At 42.5% G+C, this 13,530-nt stretch carries 15 protein-coding genes; 7 read left to right on the top strand and 8 right to left on the bottom strand.

Going from position 1 to position 13,530, the window contains the following annotated elements; all coding sequences use genetic code 11:
- Positions 1–99: 99 nt before the first annotated feature.
- From ZOBGAL_RS04190 to ZOBGAL_RS04180, 3 genes are all read left to right on the top strand, one after another.
- A complete protein-coding gene (locus ZOBGAL_RS04190) occupies positions 100–702 on the top strand; it encodes a SprT-like domain-containing protein (RefSeq protein WP_046287329.1) in 603 nt (200 codons plus the stop codon).
- Between the two features lie 96 nt (positions 703–798).
- Positions 799–1,881: a mannose-1-phosphate guanylyltransferase gene (locus tag ZOBGAL_RS04185; RefSeq protein WP_013992260.1), complete on the top strand. Its 1,083-nt coding sequence runs from the start codon at positions 799–801 to the stop codon at positions 1,879–1,881.
- Between the two features lie 9 nt (positions 1,882–1,890).
- Entirely contained in the window at positions 1,891–3,363 is a 1,473-nt protein-coding gene (locus ZOBGAL_RS04180; RefSeq protein WP_013992259.1) for a DUF389 domain-containing protein, read from the top strand.
- A gap of 36 nt (positions 3,364–3,399) precedes the next feature.
- On the opposite strand, the gene ZOBGAL_RS04175 is transcribed toward ZOBGAL_RS04180, so the two are convergent.
- Together ZOBGAL_RS04175 and ZOBGAL_RS04170 are read right to left on the bottom strand one after the other, a co-directional pair.
- Positions 3,400–4,167 carry an ABC transporter ATP-binding protein gene (locus tag ZOBGAL_RS04175; protein WP_013992258.1) on the bottom strand — a complete coding sequence of 256 codons (768 nt, stop codon included), beginning with the start codon at positions 4,165–4,167 and terminating at the stop codon, positions 3,400–3,402.
- A complete protein-coding gene (locus ZOBGAL_RS04170) occupies positions 4,167–4,904 on the bottom strand; it encodes an MlaE family ABC transporter permease (protein ID WP_046287328.1) in 738 nt (245 codons plus the stop codon). Before ZOBGAL_RS04170 ends, ZOBGAL_RS04175 begins: the two co-directional genes overlap by 1 nt.
- Positions 4,905–5,017: 113 nt before the next feature.
- Between ZOBGAL_RS04170 and pafA the strand changes: the two genes are divergently transcribed.
- Both pafA and murI read left to right on the top strand, forming a co-directional pair.
- A complete protein-coding gene (pafA, locus tag ZOBGAL_RS04165; RefSeq protein WP_013992256.1) occupies positions 5,018–6,679 on the top strand; it encodes an alkaline phosphatase PafA in 1,662 nt (553 codons plus the stop codon).
- A 12-nt stretch (positions 6,680–6,691) separates the two neighbouring features.
- Entirely contained in the window at positions 6,692–7,480 is a 789-nt protein-coding gene (gene murI, locus ZOBGAL_RS04160; protein WP_013992255.1) for a glutamate racemase, read from the top strand.
- On the opposite strand, the gene ZOBGAL_RS04155 is transcribed toward murI, so the two are convergent.
- Both ZOBGAL_RS04155 and ZOBGAL_RS04150 read right to left on the bottom strand, forming a co-directional pair.
- Positions 7,469–7,966, bottom strand: a complete 498-nt coding sequence (locus ZOBGAL_RS04155) for a dihydrofolate reductase (RefSeq protein ID WP_013992254.1) — start codon at positions 7,964–7,966, stop codon at positions 7,469–7,471. The two genes, murI and ZOBGAL_RS04155, sit on opposite strands and share 12 nt — an antisense overlap.
- A complete protein-coding gene (locus ZOBGAL_RS04150; protein ID WP_013992253.1) occupies positions 7,963–8,352 on the bottom strand; it encodes a 2TM domain-containing protein in 390 nt (129 codons plus the stop codon). Before ZOBGAL_RS04150 ends, ZOBGAL_RS04155 begins: the two co-directional genes overlap by 4 nt.
- Before the next feature lie 58 nt (positions 8,353–8,410).
- On the opposite strand from ZOBGAL_RS04150, the gene ZOBGAL_RS04145 reads away from it, so the two are divergent.
- Positions 8,411–9,499, top strand: a complete 1,089-nt coding sequence (locus ZOBGAL_RS04145; protein ID WP_013992252.1) for an aminotransferase class V-fold PLP-dependent enzyme — start codon at positions 8,411–8,413, stop codon at positions 9,497–9,499.
- Between the two features lie 167 nt (positions 9,500–9,666).
- The gene (locus ZOBGAL_RS04140; RefSeq protein WP_013992251.1) at positions 9,667–9,966 is read left to right on the top strand and encodes an isoamylase early set domain-containing protein; all 300 of its coding nucleotides are present in this window, start codon (positions 9,667–9,669) and stop codon (positions 9,964–9,966) included.
- A 97-nt stretch (positions 9,967–10,063) separates the two neighbouring features.
- Here the strand turns inward: ZOBGAL_RS04140 and ZOBGAL_RS04135 are convergent, their stop codons facing one another.
- From ZOBGAL_RS04135 to ZOBGAL_RS04120, 4 genes are all read right to left on the bottom strand, one after another.
- Complete coding sequence (locus ZOBGAL_RS04135) at positions 10,064–10,345, bottom strand: DUF427 domain-containing protein (RefSeq protein ID WP_013992250.1); 282 nt, start codon at positions 10,343–10,345, stop codon at positions 10,064–10,066.
- Between the two features lie 67 nt (positions 10,346–10,412).
- Positions 10,413–11,384 (bottom strand): L-histidine N(alpha)-methyltransferase, encoded by a 972-nt coding sequence (egtD, locus tag ZOBGAL_RS04130; RefSeq protein WP_013992249.1) that lies wholly within the window; start codon positions 11,382–11,384, stop codon positions 10,413–10,415.
- A 43-nt stretch (positions 11,385–11,427) separates the two neighbouring features.
- Complete coding sequence (gene egtB / locus ZOBGAL_RS04125; protein ID WP_046287742.1) at positions 11,428–12,594, bottom strand: ergothioneine biosynthesis protein EgtB; 1,167 nt, start codon at positions 12,592–12,594, stop codon at positions 11,428–11,430.
- Positions 12,595–12,670: 76 nt separating this feature from the next.
- On the bottom strand, positions 12,671–13,495 hold the full coding sequence (locus tag ZOBGAL_RS04120) for a thymidylate synthase (protein ID WP_013992247.1): 825 nt from the start codon (positions 13,493–13,495) through the stop codon (positions 12,671–12,673).
- Positions 13,496–13,530 lie beyond the last annotated feature (35 nt).

The following is a 13,530-nucleotide window of genomic DNA, read 5'->3' as shown; positions in this document are numbered from 1 at the left end:
AGAGGTACAACCGAGGCCGTTAGGGGGAATCGATTTTTGACATAGGCTTAATAATAGATAACTTCATTTATTGGCCGAGTTAACTTATTTTTGTTTCCAGTGGATAATGTGTTGCGAAAATATCTCCCCGAAAGGGCCGTTGAATCGTGTCTTGAATTAATTCAGAAAACAGGTGCGCACCTGAAGATCGTTAATGAAAGGGTCACGCGACATGGCGATTACAGAAGAATGCCCAACGGGAAGCATCAGATTACCGTTAACGCAAACCTCAATAAATATCGCTTTTTAATTACCCTGATCCACGAACTGGCCCATTTGGTGGCATTTGAAAAGTACGGTAGAAGCATAAAGCCTCACGGTGCGGAGTGGAAGCGTATATTTCAATACCTCATGCTGCCCTTTATTCGTCCCGAAATATTTCCCTCGCAATTATTGCCCCTTTTGGCGCATCACTTTAAGAACCCCAAGGCGAGTAGTAGTACCGATGCCCGATTGTCGATAGCCCTCAAACAGTTTGATGCCCAAAACACCGATAAAACCTATGTTTTTCAGGTGCCTTTAGGTAGCGTTTTCCGTATTTATAACGGAAAACTGTATAAAAGGGGAAATAGAAGGATCAAACGATACGAATGTATAGAGGTCGCAACGGGCCGTATGTATCTTTTTCAGCCAAATGCGGAAGTGGAATTGATTTTTGAGTGATATTTGTAGGAAATAAGATAAATTGAAATAAGAATAGCTAACTATTAATAGCGATGTGAAGACTATATTGGCTTCGCTTCCAAGAGCAATTAAAAAATGAAAAACAAAAATTATTACGCAGTGTTAATGGCCGGAGGTGTCGGCTCGAGATTTTGGCCGATCAGTACGTCATCTTATCCCAAGCAATTTCATGATATGTTGGGTACTGGCGATACCTTGATCCAAAAAACCTTTAAGCGTCTGAATAAATTTGTGCCTACGGAGAATATTCTCATCTTGACCAATGAGCGATATAACGATTTGGTATTGGAGCAGCTTCCTATGGTAAAGCAGGATCAAGTGGTACTTGAACCGGCAATGCGTAATACGGCGCCCTGCATTTTGTACGCGGCCCTAAAGATTCAAAAAATGAATGAAAACGGGGTTATGATCGTGGCTCCGAGCGATCACTGGATCGAAGATGAAGATGCTTTCGCCGCAGATGTCACCACCTGTTTTGAAAAATGCGAAAAAGAAGAGGTGCTTTGTACCTTAGGTATAAAACCATCGTTTCCGAATACCGGTTTTGGTTATATCGAATTTGAAAAGGAAAGTGCCGAGGGCTTGAAGAAGGTGAATCAATTTCGGGAAAAACCCGATTATGAAACGGCCAAGGAATTTTTGGCCCAAGGGAATTTTCTGTGGAATGCCGGAATCTTTATGTGGAGCGTAAAGACCATTGTAAACGCCTTTAAAAATTATCAGCCTGAACAGTATTCCCTTTTTGAATCTGGAATGTCTTGTTACAATACTGGCGAAGAAAAGGAGTTTATAAAAGAAAACTACCCGAAAGCGGAGAATATCTCCATCGATTATGCGATTTTGGAAAACTCTAAATCCATTTTTGTGCTTCCGGCGTCATTTGATTGGAACGATTTGGGTACTTGGGGCTCTTTATACGATAAATTGGATAAAGACGAAGACAACAATGCCGTGGTGAACAGTAAGGTCGTTACTACCGATGCATCCGGAAATATGATAAGGTCGCCAAAAGACAAGATTGTGGTAGTAGATGGTCTTAACGACTATATTATCGTAGACAAAAAAGAAGTACTTTTAATTTATCCAAAATCCAAAGAACAGGATATCAAAAAGGTTTTGGGCGAGGTTAAGGATAAATTTGGAGATACATATGCCTAACAGTATGATATGAGTGATAAACTAAACCAAGATAATCTTACGTCAAGCGAAGAAGAGACCAAGGAAGCCATCCGAAAAGATGCGAAAGGGCTTTGGGAAAGTGTTCGAAGGTTTGTACGTGAGTTGCTCGATATTCGTGAGAATACCGATCAAGAAGCTACGAAGGCGGCCATAATAGCGGATATTCCCTTTAAGGGCCATACTTCATGGATCTTGGTTTGTTCTATATTCATAGCCTCCGTAGGGTTGAATGCAAACTCTACGGCGGTCGTTATCGGTGCGATGTTGATATCTCCCCTAATGGGTCCTATTTTGGGGCTGGGTATGTCTTTGGCCATTAACGATATCGATACGCTGAGGCGTTCCCTTAAGAACTTTACGGTAATGGTAGTGCTCAGTGTTTTAACCGCCTACCTGTTCTTTGAATTTTTTCCTATTCAAGATGAATCATCGGAGTTGTTGGCACGGACCGCACCCGATATTCGTGATGTGCTCATTGCCTTTTTTGGAGGTTTGGCCCTCGTTATCGCCCGGGCCAAAAAAGGGACCATTGCCAGTGTCATCTTCGGGGTGGCCATTGCAACCGCTTTAATGCCACCATTGTGTACGGTGGGTTTTGGACTGGCCATAGGTAATCCTAGCTATGCTTTTGGGGCCATGTATTTGTTTATTATAAATACGATTTTCATTGCCTTGGCCACTTTTTTGACCATAAAATTGTTGAAGTTTCCCATGGTACGTTATGCCAATTCGGCCAAGCGAAGACGAATTGCGCGTATAGCCTCGGTGGTGGCCTTGTTGGTCATGATTCCTGCGGGATGGACCTTCTATAAGGTATTTCAAGAATCGATGTTTAAAAAGCAAGCTACGGAATTTGTTAGCGAGACTATCGGGAAATACCAGTTTATGGGAGGAGGTAGGTTTTTAGATAATTTTACCAGCATTGAATACAATGAAGGTGAAAAGCCGGTCATTGAAGTGGTGTGTATGGGGAATGAGGTCATACCTGAAAATATCATTGCCTCGTGGAATACTATCTTGAAAGAGGATGAGGATTTCTACCGTCTAAGAAATACGGAGCTTCACGTTATTCAAGGGGCCCAGAACGAGCAAGTAGACCAATTGAAATACGTTAACGAGCTCTATGAATCACAAAAAAATCAATTGTCGAGCAAGGCGGAAAAAATAGCCCTTCTCGAAGCTGAAGTGAGCCGGTTACGGCGTGATGCATCTCGGCAAAAAAAGATACCGTTTCTAGATATCAGTGCCGAAGCCAAGGCGAATTATAAGGATATTGAGTCGATACAATTCGACTACGCGGTAATCAATGATTTCAAGAAAATCGATACGCTGTCCATTTTTGAGGTAAAATGGAAAAAGGGAATGTCTTCTGCCAAGACAGCAGCGGAAAACAAGAAAATTCTAGACTGGTTGAAAGTGCGTTTGAAAGACTCTACGGTACAATTGCGCGGAGCCAGATAATCAGCTGTAGTTTAATCGTATGAAAGGTTGTTGCGTTTAGTTACGTTCTTCAATATACATTTGCCGTACCTTTTTAAAGAGATCCGAAGAATAGACAAAATCGGTAACGGTTTCGTTTTCGGTCTTGAAAATTTCTTTGTTGGTACCTTCCCATGCTTTTAGCCCATCTTTTAGAAAGAGGATTTTTTTTCCGATTTCCATTACGGAGTTCATATCGTGGGTGTTGATTACCGTGGTGATATCGTATTCTTCGGTAATTTCTTGAATCAGGTTATCGATAACTATGGCGGTTTTGGGGTCGAGTCCGGAATTGGGCTCGTCACAAAATAGGTATTTGGGGTTCATAACAATGGCCCGGGCTATCGCTACCCTTTTTTGCATACCTCCTGATATTTCGGAAGGATATTTATGGTGGGCATCCACCAAGTTGACCCGTTTAAGCACAAAGTCGGCCCGGTCTTGCATTTCCGATTGCGATTGTTTTGTAAACATTTCAAGCGGGAATTTTACATTGCCCTCGACCGTCATGGAGTCGAATAGGGCACTTCCCTGAAAAACCATACCTATTTCTTGCCGAAGGTTACGTTTTTGTTCGTCGGTCATTTCGGAGTATATTTTTCCGTCATAACTGATCGAGCCCTGTTCGGGGGTAAAAAGACCTAAAAGACACTTTAGGAAAACCGTTTTTCCCGACCCACTCTGTCCAATGATAAGATTAGTCTTTCCTTTGCTGAAACTTGTGGTGACACCTTTTAAGATATGGGTGTCGCCAAAAGATTTGTGTATGTCGTTTACTTCGATCATTAGCCTAATAAAAGTTGGGTTAGAATATAGTTCGCTACAATGATGACAACGCTTGTCCACACAAATGAAGTCGTACTCGCCTTACCTACTTCTAAGGCGCCTCCCGTCATGTAAAAACCGTGGTATGAGGGCACGGTGGCCAAAACAAAGGCAAAGACCAAGGTCTTGAGAAAAGCGTAGGTTACGTGAAATGGAATAAAGTCCAATTGAACCCCTTCTATAAAATCGGCGCTGGTACTGAACCCGCCGAATACGGCCGCCATCCAGCCTCCGAAGATACCTACGTACATGGCTATCGAAATAATAAAAGGGTAGAGGCATAAGGCAACGATCTTTGGGAAAACCAAATAGTTCAAGGCGTTTACCCCCATGACCTCCAATGCGTCTATCTGTTCGGTGACCCGCATGGTGCCGATACTTGAGGTGATATACGAGCCTACTTTTCCTGCCATGATGATAGAACAAAAAGTTGGGGCGAACTCCAATATAATCGATTGCCTTGTGGCAAAACCGACCAAGTTTTTCGGAATAAGTTCACTGGTGATGTTGAGTGCGGTCTGAATAGCTACAACCGCTCCCATAAAAAAGGCGATAAAAATTAAAATACCTAGAGAACCAAAGATCAGCTCGTCGACTTCCTTTAAAATCAACGATTTCATGATACGCCATTTCGTAGGTTTTTTAAAGACGTCTTTTATCATTATGGCATACCTGCCAATAGATGTTAAGTAGTTCATGTGATGAAAATAGGTATATCCTAACAAAAATAACAATAAACGATTTCATTTAACCTTCATTTAAATTTTAAAAGGGTAATTTCTTTACTTTTGTTATTACAATCTATCCAGTTATGCATAAGAATTATTTCATTGTTTTTTTATCAGTTTTTACCTTAACATTTTTACCCTCCAATAGTCTTGCTCAGCGAAAATCAAAAGAGCAGCCCGTATCTGACTTAAGAACGGAGCCAAAGCTAGTGGTAGGTATTATCGTTGATCAGATGCGATACGACTATATCACCCGTTTTTGGAACCACTACGGTGAAGGCGGTTTTAAACGCTTGGTAAACGAAGGTTTCAATTGTAAGAACAACCACTATAACTACGCTCCTACAAGCACAGGCCCGGGACATACCTCGGTCTATACCGGTACCACTCCGGCCGTGCATGGTATAATAGGAAATAACTGGTACGATAAAGCTACTGAAACAAGCGTGTATTGTGCCGGAGATCCCGATTACGAGTCAGTCGGAACTACGTCGGATGCGGGAAAGATGTCACCCCATAGAATGACGGTAACCACTATTACCGATGAATTGCGTTTACATACGCAAATGCGGGGAAAAACCATTGCCGTAGCCCTAAAGGATAGGGGGGCGGTTTTGCCGGGAGGCCATACGGCGAACGCTGCCTATTGGTTTAGTGAAGGTTCATGGATTACCAGTTCATACTATATGGATAAGTTGCCCGTGTGGGTCGAAAAATTTAATGCCGAGAAGTCTGTCGATGCGTATAAAAAACCTTGGAAGACTCTAAAGAATATAAATGAATACGTAGAAAGTGCTTCTGATTACAATGCCTATGAAGGGAAGTTCAAAGGAGAGGAGTCCCCGGTCTTTCCGCACGATCTTCCTGCGTTATGGGACAACAATGGAAAGTACGAAATGCTTAAGGCCACACCTTTTGGAAATAGTATGACCACTGATTTTGCCTTGGCGGCCTTAGATGCCGAAGCTTTGGGGTCGGACGATATTACCGACTTTTTGGCCGTTAGTTTTTCAAGTACGGATTATGTCGGCCACAAGTTTGGGGTAGCTTCCAAAGAGGTTCAAGATACCTATTTGAGATTAGACCGTGATTTGGAGCGTCTGTTTAAGGAACTTGACCGAAAAGTAGGTAAAGGGGAGTATACCGTATTTTTAAGTGCCGACCACGCTGCAATAGAGGTGCCTTCGTATTTAAAGGATAAAAAGATACCGGCCGATTATGTTTCTTGGGATGCTATGAAAAATGATTTTGCCCAGTTCTTGGAGTTTAATTACGGCACTACCGATATTGTAAAGAATTTTTCCAATTATCAGTATTTTCTTGATCATGATATTATAAACAACCTTGATTTAAGCGTTCAAGAGGTTCAGGAAGCCATTGCCAAGGAAGTTTTGAGCTACGAGGGTATCGATAGAACCTATACCGCCTATCAGATGTGGCAGAACGATTATACGCATGGTATACCTTATATCTTGCAGAACGGCTACAACCAAAAGCGTTCCGGTGATGTATTGGTCGTTTTGGCCCCAGGAATCATTTCATATCAAAAAACAGGTTCGACCCACGGGTCGCCACAAATATACGATACACATGTGCCTCTACTTTTTTACGGTGCGGGAATAAAACAAGGGAGCACGGTAGAGCGAACCGAAATAGATGATATTGCGCCCACCATAGCCGCTCTACTGGGGGTCGCTTTTCCAAGTGGAACTACGGGTAGCCCTATAACCCAAGTATTGAAATAAACCTAAGGAATTATGAGCGAGGCCCCGATAGGTGTTTTTGATTCAGGTGTTGGAGGTACTTCTATCTGGAAGGAAATCCACAAACTGTTACCGCGGGAGCGAACCATATACTTGGCCGATAGCAAGAATGCACCCTATGGGGAAAAGTCACAACAACAGATTCTTGAACTGAGTATCAAGAATACCGAGTTGCTCATGGAAATGGGGTGTAAGCTTATCGTTGTGGCCTGCAACACGGCCACTACCAACGCCATCTTATATCTGAGAACGCATTATGGACTGCCGTTCATCGGAATAGAGCCTGCTATAAAACCTGCGGCCCTGAATTCCATATCAAAGGTCGTAGGCGTACTAGCGACCAAGGGAACACTTTCCAGTAGTCTTTTTCATAGTACCACGGAAAACCACGCAAACGGTATAAAATTAATTGAGCAAGAAGGCACCGGTCTGGTTCCCTTGGTAGAGAGTGGGAATATAGATTCAAAAGAAACGGAAACGCTTTTGAGGAAGTATATTGATCCCATGCTTGATCAAGGTATGGACCATTTGGTTCTTGGGTGTACCCATTATCCGTATTTGGTGCCGGTACTGCAAAAGATAATGCCCGAGGGGGTCAAAATTATCGATTCGGGTGAGGCCGTTGCGCGCCAAGTAAAGGCCATTTTGGAAAAGAACGCTATGCTCAATACGGCCACAAGCCATAAGGGGCATCGGTTTTATACCAATATTGATCCGAAGGTACTACGTAATTTCGTTAGCGGTGTCGCCCCCGATATTCGGGTTGAAAAGTTAGATTTTTAAATAGGTGCGGTAAGTAAAGGCGTATTTGTGCTTTTCATCCGCGGGATGGTATTGCTCGCTGGCAAGTTCCCATTGGCTTTCGGGTATTTCCGGAAAGAAGGTGTCGGCATCTTCAAAAATGCCGTGTACGCGGGTGAGTTCAATTTTATTGGCGTGCTCCATGGCCAGTTTGTAGATTTCGCCGCCTCCGATTATAAAGGATAAGTCTTCGTCCTTTACCAGTTCCAAAGCTTCCTCTAAGGAATGTACCACAACACATACATCGTAGTCTACAGTGTAATTTTTGTCGCGGGTAATGATCACGTGCTTGCGATTGGGCAGGGGTTTCGGAAAGCTCTCGTATGTTTTTCTGCCCATGACAATGGTGTGCCCGGAAGTAAGGCTTTTAAATCTCTTAAAATCATCCGGTAAATGCCATAGTAGGTCGTTGTCCTTTCCTAGGGCATTGTTGTCGGCCGCTGCCGCTATCAAGGCTATGATGTTCATATGTCCTTTTTTTTATTTATTTGGGAGAGGGGAAAATCGGTTTCGATCTCTTTTTGTATTTCGGCTATGCGTTTTTTTTGCTTGGCCACCAGTTTCTCACGTTGGGTGCGTTCCCAGTCCTTACCCATGAATTTTTGGGTCACAAAAACATTGAAGGCATGAAGGACGAATAAAAAGGCCCAGAACGTAATGCCCCATATAAACCAATCATAGGTGGCGCCATACTTTAATATCTTGTTGACCAGAATGAGAAATACACTGCCAATAAGAAAGATGACAAAATGAACGTACAGGCGTTTTTTTTGTTTGATGCGGTTTTGGGCATTCTCGAGCATTTCATGTTGCTCAAGGCCTACTTCTGAATGGTTTTTGTTTTTAGAGAACATACGAATTAGTACCTTTATAGAACAAAGATAAGGCAATTGCCGATACAGAGAATAAGCTATGGTAAATACCCGTAAACACTTTCCGGTTTTAAGTCAATATGTATACGCCAATACCGCTTCTGCAGGATTGCTAAACGACGATTTGATGGAATGGAGACAAGAGCATGATATGGATTATCTGATCGGAGGTAGCAATTTTAGAAACAAGGTGGCCGAAAAATTGATCGGCGAGACCCGTGAGACCGTAGCGGGCTTCTTTGGGGCCAAAAAAGAAAATACCGCGCTGGTACAGAATTTTACACTCGGCTTGAACATGTTATTGGAGGGTTTGGATAAAAAGGAGCGTGTTTTACTGGTTAAAGATGACTATCCGTCGGTAAACTGGCCGTTTGAATACCGTGGTTTTCCCCTGTCGTATGTTGCCTTGAGCGAGAATCTCGAAGCCAATATCCTCCATAAGCTTAAAAGTGAAGATATATCGGTATTGGCCTTGAGTTTGGTGCAATGGACCAATGGATTTAAAATTAACATGAAATTTCTTTCAAAAATTAAAGAAGAATTTCCTAACTTGAAGATCATTGCAGATGGAACGCAATATTGTGGAACATGCGATTTTGATTTTGAAAGGTCACCTATAGACGTGCTTGGCGCCAGTGCCTATAAGTGGTTGTTGTCGGGTTATGGTAACGGATTTATGTTGTTTAAGGATGGCGTACAAGATATGTTTAGCGTGAAAACGATTGGTTTTAATGGATCCGGTCACGACCTTGGCGCACGCGATAAGCTGTCTTTTGCCCGTCATTTTGAACCTGGGCACCTTGATACCTTGACTTTCGGAAGCATGAAATTTTCATTGGACTACCTGACTAAATTGGGCAAGGGGGCCATTGAAGAGCGGCTTCAAACCCTTTCGCGCTATGCGATGGAAGGTTTTGGGGGATTAGGACTTTTGTCCGATGACATTGTAAAAAGGAAAGAACATAGTACCATATTTAATATACAAGGAAATGATGCGCTGTTTCAAGAGTTGACAGAGTACGGGGTTATCTGTTCGCAACGGGGGAAGGGTATTCGGTTGAGTTTTCATTTTTATAACAATGAAGGGGATATCGATGAAGTTCTAAGAATCTTAAAAACAGCATTATAACATAGTGATGTGGCCAATACCATGAGCTTTTTTTACGTCAAACGACTATTTGTTATGTGAATATTGCGAAAATGATAAAAATGCGTTAATCATTGTATATGAGCGCTTTAATATGGTAGTTTTGCTCTTTGATATAGCACTGAAAATCAATTTAAAAATTATATATAATGGCAATCTCAAAACAGTATCTCAAAACAAAACCCGTTTGTAAAGTAACCTTTACCGTGCCCGCAGAAGATGCGAAAAAAGTGGCCGTTGTTGGTGATTTTAACAACTGGAAGGCTGACAAGGCCAGTTCGTTGAAAAAATTGAAAAATGGAAATTTCAAAGGTACTATAGAACTTCCTAAAGAAGGTTCGTTTGAATTTAAGTACATCGTTGACGGTAATTACGTTAATGAAACCGAAGCGGATCGTTACCAGTGGAATGATTACGCAGGTGGGGAGAACGCGGTTCTAGACCTATAGGCGATCGGTATTTTAAAATTTAAAAAGCCAGATCGTGATTTTACGGTCTGGCTTTTTGTTTCATGTCTAAGGCTTGGGCTTTATGGCAAGGGGGGTTCTATTTTTCTACGGTCACTCCACGCCAAAATGCCACGCGGCCCTTTATTCCCTTGGCCAGTTCACTGACTTCGGGATAGAACCATGCCGCATCGGGGTTTTCTTTCCCGTCTACCGATAGGGTGTAGTAATGGGCTTGGCCTTTCCATGGGCAGGTGGTATGTGTGTTGCTGGCTTTAAAATATTCCTTTTTTATACTTTCCGCTGGAAAATAGTGGTTGTTTTCGACTACCAGGGTGTCGTCGCTCTCGGCGATTACGGTACCGTTCCAAATTGCTTTCATATGAATATGGGTATTGACCTCGTGCGAACAAGGTAGTTTAAAATGGATTTTGGACGAAACAAAGGGGTTAGCACTTTTTGAAAACGAAATTTTTGTACTCCTTTTCAGGATCGGAAAACTCGGTCTCTATTTTTAGGCCGGCATTGTCGGCCAACCATGCTACTACCTTGTCGTCGTATTTTTGTGAGATTTCAGTATGTATGGTTTCCCATGGGGCAAAATCTATTAGTAGGCCTAACTTGTCAATACTTACAGTTTGGGCTTCTTTGGCTACCAAATAACTTTTTGCCGTACCTGTTTCGGGGTCATAGACTTCCCAGTGAAGAAATTTATCGAGGTCGAAATTGCCATCGAGTTCGGTATTGATGCGGGCCAGCACATTTTTGTTGAACGCCTCGGTAATCCCCGAAGGGTCATTATAGGCGTCTAGTATGGTCTGCGGATTTTTCTTCATGTCGAAACCGATAAACAAAAGGTCGTCTTCTTGCATGAGCTCTTGAACACTTTTTAAAAAGGCAATGGCGTGTTCGTGAAGCAAATTGCCAATGTTGGAACCTAAAAATAGAATAACTTTCTTAGTGCCGTTTTCTAAATTTATTTTTTCTAAGGCTTCAAAATAGGTGCCGTGCTGAGGTTCTACCTGCAAGTCGGGCAATTCTTTGTGAAGTGATTTTTCAAGACCGTCAAGTACGCTTTGACTGATGTCTATGGGTTGGTATTTGACGTCAAAATTATTTTCTGAAAGGTATTTTAGAAGGATCTTGGTCTTTTTTCCGTCACCTGCGCCCAATTCGATCAGCTTGAACTTGGGGTTGCCCATGGCGAACTTCTCAGCTATTTCTGCCGTATGCTGTTTTAATATATCGTACTCTTTTCGGGTAAGATAATATTCGGGCATGTGCATGATGTCTTGAAACAGTTTATCCCCTTTTTGATCATAAAAATATTTAGAGGACAAATGCTTCGGAAAGTCGCTTAGGCCTTTGTAGACATCTTCCTCAAATTGAGTCTTAAAAAGTACTTGGGTGGATTTTTGCATATTGTTTAAGTCGAAAAGGTTCTGAAAACTATACGGAAGGGGGTTAAATATTTCTGGCCAACCGTAATCCGGTGTATTGCCATCTCAGGTGGGTCTGGAAAAAATTGCGATAGGTAGGGCGCGTATGTCGTATGGGGGTCGCTACGGAGCCTCCGCGCAATACCTTTTGGTTGACCATAAACTTGCCGTTGTACTCGCCTAGGGCGCCGTCGGCTTTTTTGTAATTAGGGTAGGGAAGGTAGGCGCTTTCCGTCCACTCCCATCGTTGGCCCCAATTAAATGCCGATTGGGCGGCTTCCCACTCAAATTCAGTAGCCAGGCGACATCCTTTCCATTGGGCAAAGGCAAAGGCTTCAAAATACGATATGTGGGTCACCGGAGCTTCGGGTGTAACTTTTTGGAGTCCGTTTAGCGTGTAATTGTGCCAAAGCCCATCGATTAAGTGCCAGTATAAAGGAGCGGAAATTTGGTTTTGGTTTACCCAATCCCATCCTTCGGCATGCCATAAATCGAATCTTTGATACCCTCCTGCTTCAATAAAAGCGATAAATTCACGGTTGCTGATCAGTTTACTCGATATTTCAAAAGGATGAAGGTATACTTTGTGCCTTCCCAATTCATTATCGTAGCAGAAGCTGTCCGAAGCATGGCCGATTTCATAGATACCTTCATCCATGGGAATCCATTCTTGGGATTCGGGGGTGATAGGATGCTCTTCAAAACTATCGGAATAGGAAGGAAGTAAGGGGTTGTTGCCCAATATGTACTTGATGTCGGTCAAGAGTAATTCTTGATGCTGTTTCTCGTGGTGTATGCCAATTTCCAAAAGAAGGTATAATTCGTTGGCCTGAGGCGATGAGAATAGTTCTTTAATGGCTTGGGTTACGTGTGTGCGGTAGGCGTATACCCCTTCTACCGATGGGCGTGATAGATTGCCGCGGTCGGATCGGACTACCCGTTTGCCTACGGTTTCGTAATAACTGTTGAATACAAATGAGAAATCGTCGTTAAAGACTTGGTATCCCTTGGCGTGGTTTTTTAATATGAATTCTTCAAAGAACCAAGTGGTATGGCCCAAGTGCCATTTTGGTGGCGATACGTCAACAATGGGCTGTACTACGTAATCTTCAATTTCTAAGGGGGAACAAATCGTCTCGGTGTGTTCGCGTGTCTCTAAAAAGAAATCCAAAAGGGAATCGGTCAGGGTCATATCCATTCTATAATATCCTATAAATATAAGGAATATAGAAAGGGCAGGAATGACCCAAAAGGATTTTTGACGAACGTTAAACCGCTACGGCCCCTTTAATATGTGGATGCGGGTTGTAATCCTCTAAGGTAAAATCTTCAAAATTGAAGTCAAAAATATCCTTTACTTCAGGATTGATGAGCATTTTGGGTAGGGGACGGGTTTCACGACTCAATTGCAATTCTACCTGTTCCATATGGTTGTTGTAAATATGGGCATCACCAAAAGTGTGGATAAATTCTCCCGCTTCATAGCCGCATACCTGTGCCATCATCATAGTGAATAAGGCATAAGAGGCTATATTGAAAGGTACCCCTAGGAAGATATCCGCACTGCGTTGGTATAACTGGCATGAAAGCTTGCCGTCGGCCACGTAAAATTGGAAAAAAGCGTGACATGGTGGAAGCGCAGCTTTACCGTTGGCTACGTTTTCAGAGAATGATTTTGATGTATCGGGAAGTACGCTCGGGTTCCATGCGGAAACCAACATACGTCTACTGTTAGGGTTGTTTTTTAATGATTCAATAACATCTTTGATCTGGTCAATTTCATTATTGTTCCAGTTACGCCATTGGTGGCCATAAACAGGACCTAAATCGCCATTTTCATCGGCCCATTCGTTCCAGATACGCACACCATTTTCTTGAAGGTATTTAATGTTCGTATCACCTTTCAAAAACCAAAGCAATTCATAAACAATAGACTTCAAGTGTAACTTTTTAGTAGTTACCATAGGGAAGCCTTCGCTGAGGTCAAAACGCATTTGATATCCGAAAACGCTAAGGGTTCCTGTTCCTGTTCGGTCTCCTTTTTGATTGCCGTTATCGAGTACGTGCTTTAGTAAGTCGTGGTATTGCTTCATAGTGGGGTAAAAATAGAATTTTGTAGGTTAAAGCT

Source organism: Zobellia galactanivorans, assembly GCF_000973105.1.
Lineage (GTDB): Bacteria > Bacteroidota > Bacteroidia > Flavobacteriales > Flavobacteriaceae > Zobellia > Zobellia galactanivorans.
The sequence above is the reverse complement of the archived record's forward strand: the minus strand, read 5'-3'. Positions and strand labels throughout refer to the sequence as shown.

Excerpts from the sequence above, each read along its gene's own strand:
- ZOBGAL_RS04185 (WP_013992260.1), top strand. The coding sequence starts at position 799 with ATGAAAAACAAAAATTATTACGCAGTGTTAATGGCCGGAGGTGTCGGC.
- ZOBGAL_RS04180 (WP_013992259.1), top strand. The coding sequence starts at position 1,891 with ATGAGTGATAAACTAAACCAAGATAATCTTACGTCAAGCGAAGAAGAG.
- ZOBGAL_RS04175 (WP_013992258.1), bottom strand. The coding sequence starts at position 4,167 with ATGATCGAAGTAAACGACATACACAAATCTTTTGGCGACACCCATATC.
- ZOBGAL_RS04170 (WP_046287328.1), bottom strand. The coding sequence starts at position 4,904 with ATGAACTACTTAACATCTATTGGCAGGTATGCCATAATGATAAAAGAC.
- pafA (WP_013992256.1), top strand. The coding sequence starts at position 5,018 with ATGCATAAGAATTATTTCATTGTTTTTTTATCAGTTTTTACCTTAACA.
- murI (WP_013992255.1), top strand. The coding sequence starts at position 6,692 with ATGAGCGAGGCCCCGATAGGTGTTTTTGATTCAGGTGTTGGAGGTACT.
- ZOBGAL_RS04155 (WP_013992254.1), bottom strand. The coding sequence starts at position 7,966 with ATGAACATCATAGCCTTGATAGCGGCAGCGGCCGACAACAATGCCCTA.
- ZOBGAL_RS04150 (WP_013992253.1), bottom strand. The coding sequence starts at position 8,352 with ATGTTCTCTAAAAACAAAAACCATTCAGAAGTAGGCCTTGAGCAACAT.
- ZOBGAL_RS04145 (WP_013992252.1), top strand. The coding sequence starts at position 8,411 with ATGGTAAATACCCGTAAACACTTTCCGGTTTTAAGTCAATATGTATAC.
- ZOBGAL_RS04140 (WP_013992251.1), top strand. The coding sequence starts at position 9,667 with ATGGCAATCTCAAAACAGTATCTCAAAACAAAACCCGTTTGTAAAGTA.
- ZOBGAL_RS04135 (WP_013992250.1), bottom strand. The coding sequence starts at position 10,345 with ATGAAAGCAATTTGGAACGGTACCGTAATCGCCGAGAGCGACGACACC.
- egtD (WP_013992249.1), bottom strand. The coding sequence starts at position 11,384 with ATGCAAAAATCCACCCAAGTACTTTTTAAGACTCAATTTGAGGAAGAT.
- egtB (WP_046287742.1), bottom strand. The coding sequence starts at position 12,594 with ATGACCCTGACCGATTCCCTTTTGGATTTCTTTTTAGAGACACGCGAA.
- ZOBGAL_RS04120 (WP_013992247.1), bottom strand. The coding sequence starts at position 13,495 with ATGAAGCAATACCACGACTTACTAAAGCACGTACTCGATAACGGCAAT.